A 16902-nucleotide genomic window follows, 5' to 3' on the forward strand; every position below is an offset into this window, starting at 1 on the left:
AAGAACAATCTGATTTTTATTATGATTATTTGTTAAATCATATAGCGTGGGAGAATTTTGAGGCTATTTATTCTGGTAAAAGGATAATAGCTAAACGAGAGGTAGCATGGTTTGGTGATGAAGAATTTGAAATAGTCTATTCTGGTATAAAAAAAAATGTTCAGCTTTGGACATCTGAATTATTGAATTTGAAAAAGAGGTGTGAAGAAATATCAGGTGAAACCTATAATTCATGCCTTTTAAATTTATATCATGATGGAAGTGAAGGAATGGCCTATCATAGTGATAAAATAAAAGATATCAATAGGTATAAAGCGATTGCATCTTTAACCTTTGGTGCTGAGCGAAAATTTTTATTTAAACATAAGATGACTAATGAAAAAATAGAAATTGTTTTAGAAAATGGTGGACTATTGGTAATGAAAGGAGAAACACAGGATCATTGGCTTCATAGAATACCTCCGGAAATGAAAATAAAGACACCGAGAATTAACCTTACATTTAGAACTGTTTAAAAAATAGAGAGCATCTTGCTCTCTATTTTAATACTCCGACTTCTATAAAACTATCACTATAAATTTTGATGAAGGCTTTAGTATAATCCTCCTTTGTTGCCATATTAGGATTGTCTAAGAATTTCTGAGGATTAACAGAGAAAAGCGGAAACCATGTACTGCTGACCTGAATCTGTATTTTATGCCCTTTTTTAAAAGTGTGCAATACATCCTGAAGTCTGAAATTCACTGCTGTTTTCTGATTGGGAATCAATGCTTCTCCTTTTTCTCTGGAATTTCTAAACCTGGCCGGCATAATCTCACTTCTTACCATCTGATGGTAATTTCCATAAATCACACCCTCTCTTTTCTCAACCGGAATAAAATCTTCGGGGTAGACATCGATTAACTTCACTGCAAAATCAGCATCTGTAGAAGTGGATGCAATATTTAATTTAGCCATAATTTCTCCTGACAATGTAATATCTTCAGAAAGAACATCCGTTGTAAAAGTCAAAACATCAGGTCTTCCTGTGGCAAACCTCTGATCTTCCGACATATAATTTCTTGGAGTGAAAGCATTGAAATCCCTTAAGTTAGAAGAGCTTGGGACAGGATTATCAGGATCACTGTAATATTCTGAAAATCCTGATCCAGCAGTACTTTTCAATGTATTGTCGGCCAGATAAAAATTGATTTTCTGTATATTTTTAGGAGGATAAGTGGAGAATTCTTTCCATTCTTTGGATCCGGTGTCATACATAAGTGCTTCCGGTAAACCAGCATCTTGTTTTGTATTTTCTTTCAGGTAATGGCTAAAAAATTTGGTCTCTATATTTTTCTGATAATAAGTAGCTATACTGTCGCCAAAATAAATGTCATTATGAAAGTGTTTTCCCATTTCCCGCGACCAGCCACCATGAGAAAAAGGGCCCATTACTATCGTATTCTTGGCTTTAGGGCTGTTTTTTTCAATGGTTTTATAGATGTTTAAAGGTCCGGAAAGATCTTCTGCATCATACCATCCTCCTACGGTCATTACTGCATGATTGATATTTTTAAGATGAGGTAAAAGACTTCTTTTTTGCCAGAATTCATCGTAATTCGGATGGTTCATAATTTCAGTCATAAAGAAGTTATTCTTGTAATACTTTTCATAACCGTCTTTCAAGGTTCCCATCTCTTTGTAAAACTTAAGACCATCTTCTGAAGTAGGTTTGATCATGGAATCTGTATACCATGCTTGTTTTTCAGGTTTTGTTTTCTGAACCCCGAAAACGGGAAAGGTTCTGAAATACCCCAGCATAAATTTACCGTTATGAAGAAAATCATCATTCCAGAAATCTAAAATAGGCGCTTGAGGAGAGGAAGCAACTAAGGCAGGGTGCTCTGATAAAGTTCCTACGGCAGTATAAAAACCAGGATAAGACGTTCCAAACTGACCTATTTTGCCGTTGTTATTTTGAATATTTTTAACCAGCCAGTCTATCGTGTCATAAGTATCTGTACTTTCATCCACATTTTTATTGCTTTTATGCTCTACCTGAGGAGTCATATTGGTGAAAGTTCCTTCACTCATGTACCTTCCGCGGACATCCTGATAAACAAAAATGTATTTGTCCTTCATCAAGTATTCATTGGGACCAAGCTTGGTTTTATATTCATGTTCTCCATAAGGTGCAATGCTGTAGCAGGTTCTTTGCATAAGCATCGGATATTTATTTTTACCGGAGATATCTTTAGGAATGTAAATGGCAGTAAAAAGCTTTACACCATCCCGCATTGGAATATATACTTCTTTTTTAGTGAAGTTATCCCTTACAAAACTATCGGAATTGACATTTTGAGATTTGTAAAATACGAAAAAGAAGGTAAGTACAATAGAAATATGGATTTTCATAAACAAAATTTGAGACGAATTTAAAAATAAAAATAGATTTCAATTAAATTCCTTTACAAATTTTTATAAAATATAAGATATTTATAAAAAAAGAACCCTGAAAATGATTTCAGAGTTCCTTTATGATAATAAAATATTGAGATTATGCTCTCAAATATCTTGAATAAGCATATCCTTCCTGCCCATCAGCAGTTTTTACTTTCCACCAATCGTCAGAGGTCTGTTCGATCAAAGTAACGGAAGAACCTTTTGCAGCTTTACCTACAACAGCAGCATCTGTAGAAGGCTCTTGTCTGATATTCAGGTTAGATTCTTCTGTAGCTACCGTAAGAGAAGCTCCGGAAGCTAATCCTTCTACCTGTACATCGATATTAATATCAGAAGCGGAATATGTAGAATCTATAGTTCCTAAAGCATTCCATACCGCATCTTTAGCAGCTGTATTGGAAGCACTTCCTGAAACATAAAGAATTCCATCCTGTTCCTGAACCTTAAGATTCGAAATCCCTGCAGACTGAGCAGCAGAAACTACACTTGAATATTTATCTTGTAATGTACTCATCTTAAATTATTTTACTGTATAGTTAAAATTAACTTTTCCTACTTTCAAAGCATCTACGGATTCTTTGATTTTTCTAGCCTGTAGTGGAGAAACATTTCCTGTAAGTGTAAGTTCACCGTTCACAACTTCTACTTTTACAGATGGAAAATCTTTCACTGCATCCTGAACTTTTTGCTGAACTGCAGGATCCACAGCTGTAGTAGTTGCTACAGGAACATCAGCAGGTGCTATAGTAGCCATATCCATTACGTCTTTAATACCGCTTACGGCTTTCAGCTGAGCGATCATAGCATCTTTAGATTGCTGATCTGTGAAAGTTCCGCTTAGGTGAGCTACTCCGTCTTTTACTTCTACAGAAGCACCGGGATTAGACGTTACAATAGTAGTAGCCTGAGTCTGCAGATCTGCATCAGAAACTTTCTTTTTGCATGATACTGCTCCGAATGATACTGCGATTGCTAAAGCAGCCATTGCGATTGTTTTTTTCATAGAGTATTTATTTAATGTTTTTAATACTACCAAATTTAATAATAAAATTTATACCAAAAGGGTAAAACTGAACTAAATATTTTGTGGTTTTCACTCAAAGTCTTTGTATTCAGTTGTTTGTGATTTTAATATTTAATAAAGGATAAAAATTTAATAATCCATCTAGATTTAATTAAAATTTTAAAACTATTATATTTGTGCAATTGATCAATTTATGAAAGGACAAAATAAACTATTTGTGGCTATTATTATTGCTCTGGTTTTGGGAGTAATGATAGGCGGGATTGTACACATACAATATCCTGAGAGTGCAGAATCTTTCTCAGGTAACATCAAACTTCTCGGAACTATTTTTATCAGACTCGTACAGATGATTATTGCACCATTGGTATTTACTACCCTTGTGGTAGGAATTGCTAAAATGAGTGATATCAAAATGATCGGAAGGGTAGGAGGAAAGGCTATGCTGTGGTTTGTTTCAGCTTCTTTGGTTTCTCTTTTCATAGGGTTAATGCTTGTCAATTGGTTAGAACCGGGACATGTAACTAAATTGCCGATACAGGATGCTGCTTCCGCTGCAGATCTTTTAAAAACCAGTAAAGGTTTTTCCCTTGAAGATTTTGTGAAACATGTGGTTCCTAAAAGTATATTCGAAGCTTTTGCAACTAATGAAGTTCTTCAGATTGTGGTTTTTTCCATTATGTTTGGAATTGCCTTGGCTAATCTCGGGGATGATTATGCACAGCCGGTAATTAAATTATTTGATATCATAGCCCATGCCATTCTTAAGATGGTAGGATATATTATGTGGTTTGCTCCTCTTGGGGTGTTAGGAGCTATAGCTGCAGTAGTGGCTACAAATGGCTTTGAAATTTTCAAAGTTTACGCAATTTATCTTCGTGATTTCTTCTTTGCTTTAGGAATCCTTTGGCTTGTATTATTAATAGTAGGATATTTTATTCTGGGAAATCGTCTTTTCGAATTAATGAAAAGAATAAAAGAACCTTTATTGATTGCATTTTCTACTACAAGCTCAGAAGCAGTTTTCCCGAAACTGGTAGAAGAGCTGGAGAAATTCGGATGTAATAATAGAGTAGTGTCATTTATTCTGCCGCTGGGGTATTCTTTTAATCTTGACGGAAGTATGATGTACATGACTTTTGCTTCTATTTTTATTGCTCAGATTTATGGAGTGGAAATGACATTAGGACAGCAGATTATCATGCTTTTGGTTTTAATGCTTACTTCAAAAGGAATTGCAGGAGTGCCTAGAGCTTCTTTAGTGATCATTGTGGCCACCTGTTCTATGTTCGGGATTCCTCCGGAAGGAATTGCTTTGATTTTACCGATTGATCACTTCTGTGATATGGGACGAAGTATGACCAATGTTTTAGGAAATGCTTTAGCTACTTCGGCAGTTTCTAAGTGGGAAGGACAGTTGGACAGCCCTACTGAACATATATAAATTTAAATTTTGATGAAGGCTAAAGGTCTGAAACTACATAAACAAGAGGTTCTCCATGATGGATATGCCATTATTGAGAATGTATTTTCTGACGATGAAATAACAAAAATTTCAGAAGAGATTCAGAAAATAGATACTTCCAAAGAAAATTTCAGGAAATCTGAAGATTTGTTTGCCATCAGACAGTTTCTGAAAGAGGTTCCGGAGATTAACCATCTTGTTTTTAATACGAACATAAAGGAAATTATCAAAAAGATATTTGGCGATCAATATTTTGTGGTTAAAAGCATCTATTTTGATAAGCCTGAAACATCTAATTGGTATGTGGCTTACCATCAGGATTTGACAATTTCCGTAGACCGGAAAATTGATTTGCCTGATTTTGGACCCTGGACAACCAAACATAATCAGTTTGCTGTTCAGCCTCCTTTGCCTATTCTGGAAAATATTTATACCATTAGGATTCATCTGGATGACACTACCAAAGATAATGGAGCTCTAAAAGTAGTCCCAGCTTCTCATACTAAAGGAATTTACAGACCGGAAACGATTGATTGGAATACCGAAATAGAGCGTATAAATGAAGTTAAAAAAGGAGGAATTATGATTATGAAGCCTTTGATCCTTCATGGTTCCAACAGAACCATAAATGGCAACAGGAGAAGGGTAATTCATATTGAATTTTCTGATCAGGAACTTCCGCAGGAGATGCAATGGTCTGAAAGGCTAAATTATAATGATTAGCTTATTGTTTCTTTATTTTGTAAAATAAAATAATTCTTAAAAAAAATAAATCCCTCTGAATATTCGGAGGGATTCATTTTTATAGGGATTAGTGATTGTTATTGTATGGAGATCTCATCTATGAAGATATAGGCATCACCACCGGCTCCCTGATGCCATGCCGGAAGCTTACCGAAATAATAGGCTTTTATCTTAACAAAACGGGCTTCAGTAGGAAGTATATCAGTTGAAAAGTTTTCCACCTGAACTTTTTCATCCTTAGGATCAATGTTATTTTCCAGGGTTTTAAGAAGGATATAATTTTTACCATCCATAGAAGCATAATATTCCACTTTCTTAGGCATTAAGATCCAGGCTCTGCTATCCTGAAGGTAGGTAGAAGAAAGTTTCCTGATCTGCTGAGGAGATTTGAAATCGATAACGGCTTCAAAATTTTGTCCCTGATATCCCTGCCATTCCCCTTTCCTCCAGTTGGTTGTCCCGTTGATCCCGTCAATAAGTGCAAACTTTCCTCCGGCGGTGTATTGAGGATTAACCGTCGAACTGATGTTAATATCCCAGTTATTAGGGCGTTTATTAAAGTTAGCAGTTACAACTGCACTTTTTTCCCTGTTTCTTTCAGCATAGGCTGAAACTTGGGAGGTATTATTGATGGTGAAAGGAGCTTTATAGGTTTTGAACGTTTTCTTTCCTTTGGTATCGGCTCCCTCGGTGATCATATAGTAGATTTTGTCATTAGGATTCATAGGAGTAATTTCGACCTGAGTGGAAAAATCAAAAAGACGATCAGCTGAAATGACAGGAGCTGCTGTTTGTTCTGAATATTTAAAATCTCTAACAGGCTGTACATTTTCGAAGCCTAATTTTCGGAGCTCTGCTTTTCCTGTATTTTTGGTGATGGTTCTTGTCGTTCCGTCTTCTAAATGAATTGTAATTTCATCAAAATAAGGAGTAGTGGTTTCCCATTCCGGTAAGCCAGGAGTTACAGAATAGATTCCTATAGAGCTTAAAATGTACCATGCACTCATTTGTCCGCAGTCTTCATTTCCGATCAACCCATCCGGGCTGTTTTTGTAGAAATTATCAAGAATAAATTTTATTTTTTCATCTGTTTTCTGAGGTTTATCTACATAATTGTAAAGATAGGCAATATGATGGCTGGGCTCATTTCCCTGTGCATACTGACCGATTAATCCTGTAATATCTACCTGTTCTCTGCCGGTAGTCATATCAGGAGCGGAAAAGATACCATCGATGAATTCTTCGAATCTGGCTTTTCCTCCATGCGCGGAAATTAATCCAGGAATATCTTGGGGTACGAAATAAGAATAATGCCATGAATTTCCTTCCGTATAATTATTATTGACTTCTCTCGGATCAAAAGGAGAATACCAGCTGCCGTTCTTTCTGGCCTGCATAAATCCGTTTTTAGGATTATATAAATTTTTCCAGTTCTGAGAACGTTTCATAAAATACTGATAATCCTCTTTTTTACCTAAAATTTTAGCCATTTGGGCAATACACCAATCATCATAAGCGTATTCCAATGTTTTGGAAACACTTTCGTGTTCATCATCCACACTAATGAAATTGTTCTGTTTATAAGCATTTAGCCCAAAAATGTCAAGCATGGCAGAGTTTTTTGAAGCTTCAAAGGCTTTTTCATAGTTAAATCCCTTAATTCCTTTTGCCATAGCATCAGCAATAACGGAAACGGCATGGTATCCGATCATACATTCTGTTTCATTGGAAGCCAGTTCCCATACCGGAAGTTTTCCCCCCTGTTCATATTGTTTGATGAAAGTATTAATGAAATCTGATGTTCTTTTTCTGTCAATCAATGTCATAAGAGGATGAGCTCCTCTGAAAGTATCCCAAAGTGAGAAAACGGAGTAATAACTGAAATTTTCTGCCGTATGGATTTTGTTGTCTCTTCCTCTGTATTTTCCATCAATATCCATGGCAATATTAGGTTGGGTGAACACATGATAAAGAGCAGTATAAAAAACGGTAAGTTTATCTTTATTATCCGATTTAACTTCTATTTTGGACAGTTCTTTATTCCAGTTTTCTTCTGCCTGTTTTTTTATAGCTTCAAAATCATTGGACTTTCCTTCAGCTAACATATTTTTTGCAGCACCTTCGTAAGATGTGGGGGAAAGAGCAACTTTAATATTAATTTTTTCTCCTTTTTTTACAGTAGTAGAAAAAGAAAGGGCAAGGCGGGTTCCTGTATATATATTATTTTCCTGTTTGCCATTAATTTCTTTTTTAGAAATGTTCAGAGGTTTTGAAAACTCAATTCTCGCATAGATATACTGATTGGTAGCCCAGGCTTCACTTCTTCTTAGAACTTCTATTGTTTTGTCATCAATGATCTTTACTTCACCTTCAAGGAGTTTATCTCTATGGTTTAAATCTAATATGATATTGGCATTTCCTGATTTATTGAAAGTGTACTCATGATAGCCCACACGCTCTGTAGTGGTTAGCCGAACATTGATATTGTTTTTATCCAGTTTTACAGAATAGAATCCTGCAGAGGCCTGTTCATTTTTATGAGAGAATTTGGATGAATAATCTTTATTACTCAAACTGGGAGTTCCCATTGTGGGCATAAGCATGATATCACCGTAATCCGATACACCAGTGCCGTTAAGATGGGTATGGGAAAAACCGTAAATTACAGAATCTGAATAATGATAACCGCTACAGCCGTCCCAGCTTCCGTCAATTCTTGTGTCCGGTGACAGCTGAACCATTCCGAAAGGAACAATTGCTCCCGGAAAAGTATGCCCATGGCCTCCTGTCCCGATAAAAGGATTAACATACTGACTGTAATTTTGTGAAAAAAAATTATGAAATACTATTCCTAAAAGAAAAATAAATGTTTTTTTCATTTCTAAAATAAAATTTCTTAAAAGTACTATAAAATTTGGTTTGGCAAAAGAATTTATCTATGATTAACTTTACTTATTCTAAATAGGTAAAATTTGCTTAAATTTGTAAAACAATTTATAAAGATTTATGTTGAAGAAAGAACAGGTTCAGGATTTCCTTAAAGAAATAGAAGTAGATGATCTGGTGAATAATCTGCAGATTATGGGTAATGATGTCTATATTGATATGACAGCACATTCTCCGGCTATGCATGAGAAAAAGAAATTGGAGGCAGCTATGAAGCAGGCCTTTACCAGTGAATTTGGAGAAGATATTCATCTTAAACTTAAAATAGTTTCTCCGGAACCAAGTGAGGTTCAACAAAGTCAGATTAAAGGAAAACAGATTCCGGGAATTCAGAATATCATAGCAATTGCTTCCGGAAAAGGCGGAGTGGGTAAATCTACCGTGGCTGCGAATCTTGCCGTTACATTGGCTAAAATGGGATTCAAAGTAGGACTATTGGATGCCGATATTTATGGACCTTCAGTTCCTACCATGTTTGATACGGAAGGACAAAAACCTATTTCAGTGGAAGTAGAAGGTAAAAACCTGATGAAGCCGATTGAAAACTATGGAGTGAAAATGCTTTCCATAGGATATTTCTCCGGGGCTAATCAGGCAGTGGTATGGAGAGGGCCAATGGCTTCCAAAGCATTGAATCAGATGATCAGAGATGCTGCATGGGGAGAATTGGATTTCTTATTAATTGACCTGCCTCCGGGAACAGGAGATATCCATCTATCTATCATACAGGAGGTTCCCGTAACAGGATCTGTTATTGTAAGTACGCCTCAGCATGTAGCTTTAGCAGATGTGAGAAAGGGAATTGCAATGTTCCAGATGGAAAGTATCAACATTCCGGTCCTTGGACTGGTAGAAAATATGGCTTATTTTAGCCCTGAAGAATTGCCGGATAATAAATATTATATCTTTGGAAATCAGGGAGCACAATATCTGGCTGATGATTTAGGAATTCCTGTGTTGGGAGAAATTCCTTTGATCCAGAGTATCAGAGAGGCCGGAGATGTAGGAAGACCTGCAGCTTTACAGGAAGGTTCTAAAATTGCTGAGATTTATACCAAAACAGCACAGAATATGATTGAAAGCCTGGTAGAAAGAAATAAAAACCTTCCTCCAACGGAAGCTGTGAAAATTACTACCATGGCAGGGTGCTCGCCTAAAAAATAAATCAGTTGTAAAAACCGAATCGAATCGAAAAAAATATGGACACAAATATAACACACGAAGATACCGTAACAAGGGTAATGGAAGCTTTAGAGAGCATTCGTCCGTTCCTTAATAAAGACGGTGGTGATATTGAACTTATCGATGTAAAGGAAAACCAGGTTTTTGTAAAACTTTTAGGAAACTGTTCAGGTTGTCCGGTTAACTTTTCAACATTAAAATTAGGAGTGGAAAACACAATTAAGCAACACGCTCCTGAAATTGAAAAAGTGGTAAGTGTAGAGTAAAAAATAATAAGATATATATTTTTTCAAGACAGGTTTTTGAGCCTGTCTTTTTTTGTCAAGACTTTCTACAATAAAAAAGCTTCAGAATTTTCTGAAGCTTCTCTTAACATTTTTGATACTTATTTTACCATCACTCTTTTTACTCCATTTTCTGAAGTTTTAATCAGGTAGACTCCTGTAGAAAGCCCGGAAGTGTCAATGGTTAAAGCCACTTTTTCTTTTTTGATAAATTTTCCGGACATATCATACAGTTCATACACCTGTACTCTGTTGAAATATAATATATTTCCTTTGTTAACAGGATTCGGGAATACATTGAAAGTTGCTTTCTCAGTTTTTACCTCATTGTTTCCTAAAGTAGCAGACTGTGCAACTTCGTACATCGATAATGTTCCGCTGATTTCATTGGCAACGATTATATAGCCTTTTCCGGTAGTAGTATTTTCCGGGGCAATATAAATAATACCTTCCGGGCCGTTATCACCTCCATACGCTGAAGTTGAACGGGGATTTTTATAATCTGTAAAAGTAACGTTATTAGGATCAGTGATATTATATACCATTACTCCTCCTGTTCTTTCCAGTGTTATGAACGCAAAAGTCTGTCCGCTTATCGTAGCTAATGCCACACCTTCCGGTTCAGGACCTTTAGCACGGCTTCTGCTTTTAGGCGTATTACTTTCATTATCGGCATTAAACAGATCAGCATGATGGGCGGCAATATATCTTTCAAACTGGTCACCACTGTCATATACAATCTGTTTGGTATCGGCATTAAAAATAGAGAAGGAGCGGGCTCCTAATGCATTGATTTCTTCAAACTGACTATCATTGTCTGTATCACCGTTGACACTGGTTACTCTGAATCTTCCTAAATTATAGGATTCCTTTAGAACGGAGGAATGAGGAAATAGAGTTGGATCTAAATTATAACCATTGGCACCTACGGTTGTTCTCTCACTGAAACCTGATAAGTCTTTTTCATCTCCTTCATTTGCTGTAACAATATAATGAGTATTTCCCACTTTATAATTCTGTACCGCATCAGGTGTATAATAAGTTTTAACGGGCCAGTTGGCAATTAAGATTTCATTATTATTATCAGATGCATCGAAACCGTTTCCGGGCTGGCTCATATCTTTTTTGCCTAATCCCCAGATATCGGTTATGGTTTTAGTAACCAGATTAATTTCTGCAATGGCATTATTTTCTTGTAAAGTAACCCATGCTTTTTGATTGTCTGAGCTTACCGTAATATATTCAGGTTCCAGATCCTGTGATAAGGTACTTGTAGATTTTACCTTTCTTAGTCCTGTTACCATTAAAGCAGACTCCTGGGAATCGAAATTATTAAAGTTTAATGTGGTAACATTATTTTGGGTCAGATTACTGATTCCTCCTGAAATATCAATGATGCTTACGGAACCTTCAGGATCTATAGTGTAGGCATCGTTAGGCTCACCTTCATTGGCGGTGAGTACTTTTGTTCCATCAGGTGTAAATGTAATCATATCAGGCAAAGCCCCTACATTGAGCTGTTTTAAAAAATTGCCGTTGATGTCAAAGAAAACTACAGAACCGTTTTGCTGAGGATCTGCATTAGGAGAGGATACGACAATAATACCGTTTTTCACGGCGATACTTGTAATCCCGCCGTAAGAAGCCATATTTACGGTTTTTGTTACGACAGGAGTTGCTGGATTACTAAAATCGATGATATCAAAAACTTCGGTTAAAGAACTTATTGTAAAAAGCTTTTGACTGGCCGGGTCGTGAACGGCAATTTCCGTAGAACTGTTATTACTGCCTGAAGGGTCAAAGCTTCCTATATAATTGAGCTGGATTTGGTGAGAAGGAACTGGAGCCGGTTTGTCATTATCGACAATATAAATGGTAGATGAATTATTACCTGAAATAGTTGCTCCTACAGGATTTTCTAAACTTACTACAAAATATTCCGCCTGTTGTTCGGCTATAGTATCATCTGTAATAGGAATGTTGACTGTATAGCTTGTTGCAGAAGGATTTATCTGAATAGTTTGATTAGCCAGAGTAAAATCATTAGAATCTGCTGTGCTGTACGGAGCAGGTTTCACTATTAAATCTACAGTAGAATTGGCAGGATTACTTACATTAATTACAAAATTCAAACTTCCCGCACCTTCATTCACCTTAATGAAGTTTTTTTCCCAACTGATAACTGTCGCGGGTGCAGTTCCCATAGGAGTTGCATCTACTGTAAAATTGTCAAAACGGTTATTTCCGACATTTCCTCCAGAACCTGTTGAAAATTCAACCTTTAATTTGAAGTTAGAATTGTTGGATACTCCTGAAATACTCGAAAAATCAAAGGACACCAATTGGGGATCAGCATCCTGGGGAGAAATGGTCTGATAAGGTATAAAGTTAATCCCATCTGTTGAATAAGACCAGAATTGAGTTCCTGCTCCAGAGCCGGACCTTCTTGTGGCAAATTTTACTATTACATTATTATATCCTGTGGTAGGCAGGGAAAATTGTAAACTGCCACCTATAGGATTATTGAATCTTAAATGGGCTCCCGAAGGATCTCCGTTTCTGGCATTGAGATTTTGAGAACTGAAGTTCTGCCCGGTACCTCCTGCAAAGTCTATAACACTTGTGCCTCCTGCTAGTGCAGTAAGTGAACCGCTGATCAGGGAGGAAGTGGGAGAAGTAATAGAAGTTTCTGAGGCATTATTATTGAAGTTCCAATAGTGGATGAGGGATGATTGTCCCGAAACTTCGTATTGAAGAAAAAGAGCGGCAATCACAGCTCCTTTGAATAGGTAGTTATTGATCATTTCTGCAGATATTTTAATTGATGCAAAAATGATCAATAAGATTGGTTGATATTTTAATTAAATTTTAATAAATGATTAATAAAATTTAATTATATCTCTCTTTTATGTTTTTTAGAATGATAATTAAATCATCATTATTGGTGGCTCCTGAAATAAAGGAATCCGGAAATAGCTACTAATATCAGAAATGCTATGATTACCTGAACTATTTTTATAAGCATTTGTTTCATTTTGCCAGATTTTTAATGTCCTTTATTTCTAATACATGAGTTGGATATCCTTTTGCGACTGCATGGATCATTGCTTTTCCCACTTCGTGTAATGTTAAAGATTGAGAAGGAAGTAAAACGGGAAATAACCAGATGACAGGTTTAAAGAACCACTTCACATTGACCTGTCCGTCTACAGGTTTCATAAAGCCGGGACGAAAATTATAAACGTCTCGGAATGGCAATTTCATTAACTCGTTTTCTGTTTTTCCTTTTACTCTTGCCCACATTACTTTACCGGCTTCAGTACTGTCTGTATGACTTCCTGATACATAATTAAAAACCATTTCAGGATTCTGATGGAGTACGGCCTTCGCAAAGTGAAGGGTAGTATCGTAGGTAATACGGGTGTAATCTTCTTCATTCATTCCTACACTGCTGATTCCCGCACAGAAAAAACAGGCATCATATCCTTTTATATTTTCATCGTTTACACTGAGGCTGAAAAAATCTGCTACTAAATATTCTTTAAGTTTAGGATGTTTTTTACCTGAAGGTTTTCTGCTAATACTCAGAACTTCGGAGACTGCAGGGTTTTCAAGGCATTCCATCAAAACACCTTCTCCTACCATACCGGTAGCGCCTGTGAGAATTATTTTAATAGGATTTGAATTCATAATGCAAAATATTTATAATATTGAGACGTATTATTCTATAAAATTACTTTAATTTTTAAAATAAAAAGCGAAAAACCTTAATTTGTTTAAAAAGATTCTTCGCTTTATGAATGTATTGTTAATATTTGATTAATATTCGTGGATTTTACTGTAAATATTATGAATGAGTCCATCTGCTACTGATATCTTAGGGACAAATATTTTATTGATATCCGCCCAGCTCATCACATTATTAAAAATCTTTAATGCGGGAACGATAACGTCGGCTCTGTCTTCTCTGAGATTGTATACTGTCATTCTTTCGGCTACACTAAGTTCAGAAAGTTCTTTATATGTTTTTTTAAGGTGAGCCAGAGACATTGGTTTTCCGTCTTTTGTTTTACTCATAGAGAAAACTTTATTGATATTTCCACCGGATCCGATGGCGACAATAGGTTTTTTACTGATGATATTCTTTTTTATTTCCTCTCGCATAAGAGTCCAGTTATCTTCGGTTACCAGATTATTGAGAAGCCGTATAGTTCCGATATTAAAGGATTTTTCATATTTCATTTTACCGTTTTCATAGAACGTAAGCTCTGTAGACCCACCGCCGACGTCTACATAAAGATAGGCGAAATCTTTATCTAAACCTTCTGCCACATGGTTTTCATAAATAAGAGTGGCTTCTTCATCTCCTGTAATGATTTCAATATCAATTCCGGACGTCTTTTTTACTTCCTCAATAATATTCTTTCCATTTTTAGCATCTCTCATGGCACTTGTTGCACAGGCTCGGTAATGGTCTACTTTATATATTTTCATCAGGTCGCTGAATATTTTCATGGAATCAATGACCATTTTTTCTCTTTCTTCTCCTATTTTACCTAGGGTGAAAACATCCATTCCAAGCCTTAAGGGAATTCTCAGAAGGTTAAGTTTAATGAATTCCGGAACGTTATTATTAATTTTTACTTCATTAATAAGAAGTCTTGCTGCATTACTTCCTATATCAATAGCGGCAATTTTCATTTCGTGTTTGTTTTAGATTTCAAATATTTATAGGTTTCAATTTGGGAACGACATTCTTTTTTATCATTTCTTACATATTCGTTGCTCAGTTTCTTATCTAAAATTCTGGCCTTTACATTATCGTTTAACTGAATATCAAGAATGTCTTTTATTTCTTTTTTCAGGTCTTTATCCGTAATTTTTGCAGCGGCTTCTATTCGGTAATCTAGGTTTCGCGTCATCCAGTCGGCAGAAGATATGTACATATCCTCGGCACCTTTATTATAAAAATACATTACTCTGGCATGTTCCAGATATTCGTCTACAATACTGATCGCTTTTATTTTTTCTTTGAACTCTTTTTGATTAACGGCGCAATAGATTCCTCTTACAATCATTTTAATTATAACTCCTGCTTTAGCAGCATCGTATAATTTGGTGATCAGCATTCTGTCGCTAAGGGAATTCACCTTAACGATAATTTCAGCTTTTCTTCCTGCTTTGGCTTCTTCAATTTCTTTATCAATATGATGGCTGATTTTTTCACGCATGAATTGAGGGCATACCAGGAGGTTTTTGCAGGTTTTCAGAACAGGCAGATAATCTTCTTTAGGTTTTCTGAGCACATTAAAAACTTTATTGATATCAGCCATAATTCCCCTGTCGGCAGTCATAACCAAATGATCTCCATAAATCCTGGCAGTTTTTTCATTGAAATTGCCGGTACTTACAAAACCGTACTGAATAGTTTTATTATTCGCTCTTTTTTTGATCACACAAAGTTTAGCGTGTACTTTCTTATCAGGAATTCCTACCAATACGGTAATTCCTTCCGGTTCCAGCATTTCTTTCCATTCGAGATTGGATTCTTCATCAAACCTTGCCTGTAATTCGAGCATTACTGTAACTTCTTTACCATTCCGGGCTGCATAGATCAATGCATTGATGATTTTGGAATTGCTTGCCAGGCGGTAAGCTGTAATCTGAATTGATTTAACATCCGGATCCATAGCAGCCTCACGCAGTAAATCAATGACAGGATTGTATTTATGATAAGGAAAAGTTAACAAGATATCTTTTTTAAGGATCACATCGGTAACCCTTTCTCCGTTTTGAAAAGCAGGATGGGTAAATGAAGTTCTTTCCACCGGTTTTTCATAAGATTCAAATACGTCAGGGAAATCCATGAAATGTTTGAAATTGTGGATCTTTCCACCGGGAATGATACTGTCTTTTTTGGTAAGATTCAATTTACGGATAAGAAGCTCAAGAAGCGCTTTATCCATATCTTTATCAAAAACAAATCTTGTAGGCTTACCTTTTCTTCTGTTTTTAAGCCCCTTTTCAATCTTTTCGGCAAAATTAGTCCTGATGTCATTATCCAGGTCCATTTCCGCATCCTTTGTTACCTTAAAAGCATTGGCTGCAAATTCATCATATCCGAAATAAGAAAAAATATGTGGTAAATTGAATGTAATAACATCTTCCAGTAACATGACATTTTTTTCTTCAGGATCTTCAGTGGGTAAAAGAACAAACCTTCCTACGAATCTGGATGGAATCTCTATAATAGCATAATTGCTGTGGTATTGCCAGTCTTTTTTTCTCATGGCTACTCCAAGATAAAGACTTTTATCTCTCAGGTAGGGCATGGGTGTATTTTCATGAAGGAGAATCGGGATCACATTGGATTCTACTACTTCATCGAAATATCTTCTTACAAAGTCTTTCTGTACAGCAGTTAAGTTTTTGGAATTTTTGATATATACTTTTTGCTCTGCCATTTCTGCCAGAAGCTTTTTCCAGGTTTTATCAAAGTTTTGCTGCTGGCTGATTACAATGTCATTAATCCTTTGAAGGATTTTAGAAGGAGCCTGATAAAATGATTCTGCGATTATCTTATCCTTAAAATCCATGGCTCTTTTTAATCCTGCCACACGGACTCTGAAAAACTCATCCAGATTATTTGAAAAAATCCCAAGAAAACGAATTCTCAAGTGCAAAGGAACTTTTTCATCCATTGCTTCCTGTAATACTCTTTCATTGAATGCTAACCATGTAATGTCTCTGGGATTGAAATGTAATGACATGTAAGATAATTTTATCAAAAATACTAATTCATATACTTTTTATAC

At 35.9% G+C, this 16902-nt stretch carries 13 protein-coding genes; 5 read left to right on the forward strand and 8 right to left on the reverse strand.

From position 1 onward, the window contains the following. Positions 1–515 (forward strand): alpha-ketoglutarate-dependent dioxygenase AlkB (locus Q0A18_RS00965; RefSeq protein ID WP_292008299.1); only part of this gene is annotated, 515 nt, incomplete at its 5' end. Between the two features lie 22 nt (positions 516–537). Here Q0A18_RS00965 and Q0A18_RS00970 read toward each other — a convergent pair. From Q0A18_RS00970 to Q0A18_RS00980, 3 genes are all read right to left on the reverse strand, one after another. After that, entirely contained in the window at positions 538–2394 is a 1857-nt protein-coding gene (locus Q0A18_RS00970; protein WP_292008300.1) for a CocE/NonD family hydrolase, read from the reverse strand. 142 nt (positions 2395–2536) lie between these two features. Further along, a complete protein-coding gene (locus Q0A18_RS00975; RefSeq protein WP_292008301.1) occupies positions 2537–2956 on the reverse strand; it encodes an SH3 domain-containing protein in 420 nt (139 codons plus the stop codon). A gap of 6 nt (positions 2957–2962) precedes the next feature. Then, entirely contained in the window at positions 2963–3445 is a 483-nt protein-coding gene (locus Q0A18_RS00980; RefSeq protein WP_292008302.1) for a BON domain-containing protein, read from the reverse strand. 214 nt (positions 3446–3659) lie between these two features. Between Q0A18_RS00980 and Q0A18_RS00985 the strand changes: the two genes are divergently transcribed. Together Q0A18_RS00985 and Q0A18_RS00990 are read left to right on the forward strand one after the other, a co-directional pair. Continuing rightward, positions 3660–4910: a cation:dicarboxylase symporter family transporter gene (locus Q0A18_RS00985; RefSeq protein WP_292008303.1), complete on the forward strand. Its 1251-nt coding sequence runs from the start codon at positions 3660–3662 to the stop codon at positions 4908–4910. A 12-nt stretch (positions 4911–4922) separates the two neighbouring features. Beyond that, positions 4923–5654, forward strand: a complete 732-nt coding sequence (locus Q0A18_RS00990; RefSeq protein WP_292008304.1) for a phytanoyl-CoA dioxygenase family protein — start codon at positions 4923–4925, stop codon at positions 5652–5654. A 98-nt stretch (positions 5655–5752) separates the two neighbouring features. Here Q0A18_RS00990 and Q0A18_RS00995 read toward each other — a convergent pair whose 3' ends face one another. Beyond that, positions 5753–8554, reverse strand: coding sequence for a GH92 family glycosyl hydrolase (locus Q0A18_RS00995; protein WP_292008305.1), 2802 nt, complete (start codon positions 8552–8554; stop codon positions 5753–5755). 127 nt (positions 8555–8681) lie between these two features. On the opposite strand from Q0A18_RS00995, the gene Q0A18_RS01000 reads away from it, so the two are divergent. Together Q0A18_RS01000 and Q0A18_RS01005 are read left to right on the forward strand one after the other, a co-directional pair. Beyond that, a complete protein-coding gene (locus Q0A18_RS01000; RefSeq protein ID WP_292008306.1) occupies positions 8682–9785 on the forward strand; it encodes an Mrp/NBP35 family ATP-binding protein in 1104 nt (367 codons plus the stop codon). 35 nt (positions 9786–9820) lie between these two features. Then, on the forward strand, positions 9821–10069 hold the full coding sequence (locus tag Q0A18_RS01005) for a NifU family protein (protein ID WP_292008307.1): 249 nt from the start codon (positions 9821–9823) through the stop codon (positions 10067–10069). Positions 10070–10188: 119 nt separating this feature from the next. Here Q0A18_RS01005 and Q0A18_RS01010 read toward each other — a convergent pair whose 3' ends face one another. The 4 genes from Q0A18_RS01010 to ppk1 all read right to left on the reverse strand — a co-directional run bounded on the left by Q0A18_RS01010 (position 10189) and on the right by ppk1 (position 16857). Further along, positions 10189–12891 (reverse strand): choice-of-anchor I family protein, encoded by a 2703-nt coding sequence (locus Q0A18_RS01010; RefSeq protein ID WP_292008308.1) that lies wholly within the window; start codon positions 12889–12891, stop codon positions 10189–10191. 226 nt (positions 12892–13117) lie between these two features. After that, positions 13118–13777: an NAD-dependent epimerase/dehydratase family protein gene (locus Q0A18_RS01015; protein WP_292008309.1), complete on the reverse strand. Its 660-nt coding sequence runs from the start codon at positions 13775–13777 to the stop codon at positions 13118–13120. A 129-nt stretch (positions 13778–13906) separates the two neighbouring features. After that, complete coding sequence (locus Q0A18_RS01020; protein WP_292008310.1) at positions 13907–14788, reverse strand: exopolyphosphatase; 882 nt, start codon at positions 14786–14788, stop codon at positions 13907–13909. Further along, on the reverse strand, positions 14785–16857 hold the full coding sequence (ppk1, locus tag Q0A18_RS01025) for a polyphosphate kinase 1 (protein WP_292008311.1): 2073 nt from the start codon (positions 16855–16857) through the stop codon (positions 14785–14787). Before ppk1 ends, Q0A18_RS01020 begins: the two co-directional genes overlap by 4 nt. Positions 16858–16902 lie beyond the last annotated feature (45 nt).

Origin of the sequence: Chryseobacterium sp. (assembly GCF_022712095.1) — a bacterium.
Classification (GTDB): Bacteria; Bacteroidota; Bacteroidia; order Flavobacteriales; family Weeksellaceae; genus Chryseobacterium.

What these genes read in the sequence shown, in the direction of transcription:
- Q0A18_RS00970 (WP_292008300.1), bottom strand. Translation starts at nt 2,394, where the DNA reads ATGAAAATCCATATTTCTATTGTACTTACCTTCTTTTTCGTATTTTAC.
- Q0A18_RS00975 (WP_292008301.1), bottom strand. Translation starts at nt 2,956, where the DNA reads ATGAGTACATTACAAGATAAATATTCAAGTGTAGTTTCTGCTGCTCAG.
- Q0A18_RS00980 (WP_292008302.1), bottom strand. Translation starts at nt 3,445, where the DNA reads ATGAAAAAAACAATCGCAATGGCTGCTTTAGCAATCGCAGTATCATTC.
- Q0A18_RS00985 (WP_292008303.1), top strand. Translation starts at nt 3,660, where the DNA reads ATGAAAGGACAAAATAAACTATTTGTGGCTATTATTATTGCTCTGGTT.
- Q0A18_RS00990 (WP_292008304.1), top strand. Translation starts at nt 4,923, where the DNA reads ATGAAGGCTAAAGGTCTGAAACTACATAAACAAGAGGTTCTCCATGAT.
- Q0A18_RS00995 (WP_292008305.1), bottom strand. Translation starts at nt 8,554, where the DNA reads ATGAAAAAAACATTTATTTTTCTTTTAGGAATAGTATTTCATAATTTT.
- Q0A18_RS01000 (WP_292008306.1), top strand. Translation starts at nt 8,682, where the DNA reads ATGTTGAAGAAAGAACAGGTTCAGGATTTCCTTAAAGAAATAGAAGTA.
- Q0A18_RS01005 (WP_292008307.1), top strand. Translation starts at nt 9,821, where the DNA reads ATGGACACAAATATAACACACGAAGATACCGTAACAAGGGTAATGGAA.
- Q0A18_RS01010 (WP_292008308.1), bottom strand. Translation starts at nt 12,891, where the DNA reads ATGATCAATAACTACCTATTCAAAGGAGCTGTGATTGCCGCTCTTTTT.
- Q0A18_RS01015 (WP_292008309.1), bottom strand. Translation starts at nt 13,777, where the DNA reads ATGAATTCAAATCCTATTAAAATAATTCTCACAGGCGCTACCGGTATG.
- Q0A18_RS01020 (WP_292008310.1), bottom strand. Translation starts at nt 14,788, where the DNA reads ATGAAAATTGCCGCTATTGATATAGGAAGTAATGCAGCAAGACTTCTT.
- ppk1 (WP_292008311.1), bottom strand. Translation starts at nt 16,857, where the DNA reads ATGTCATTACATTTCAATCCCAGAGACATTACATGGTTAGCATTCAAT.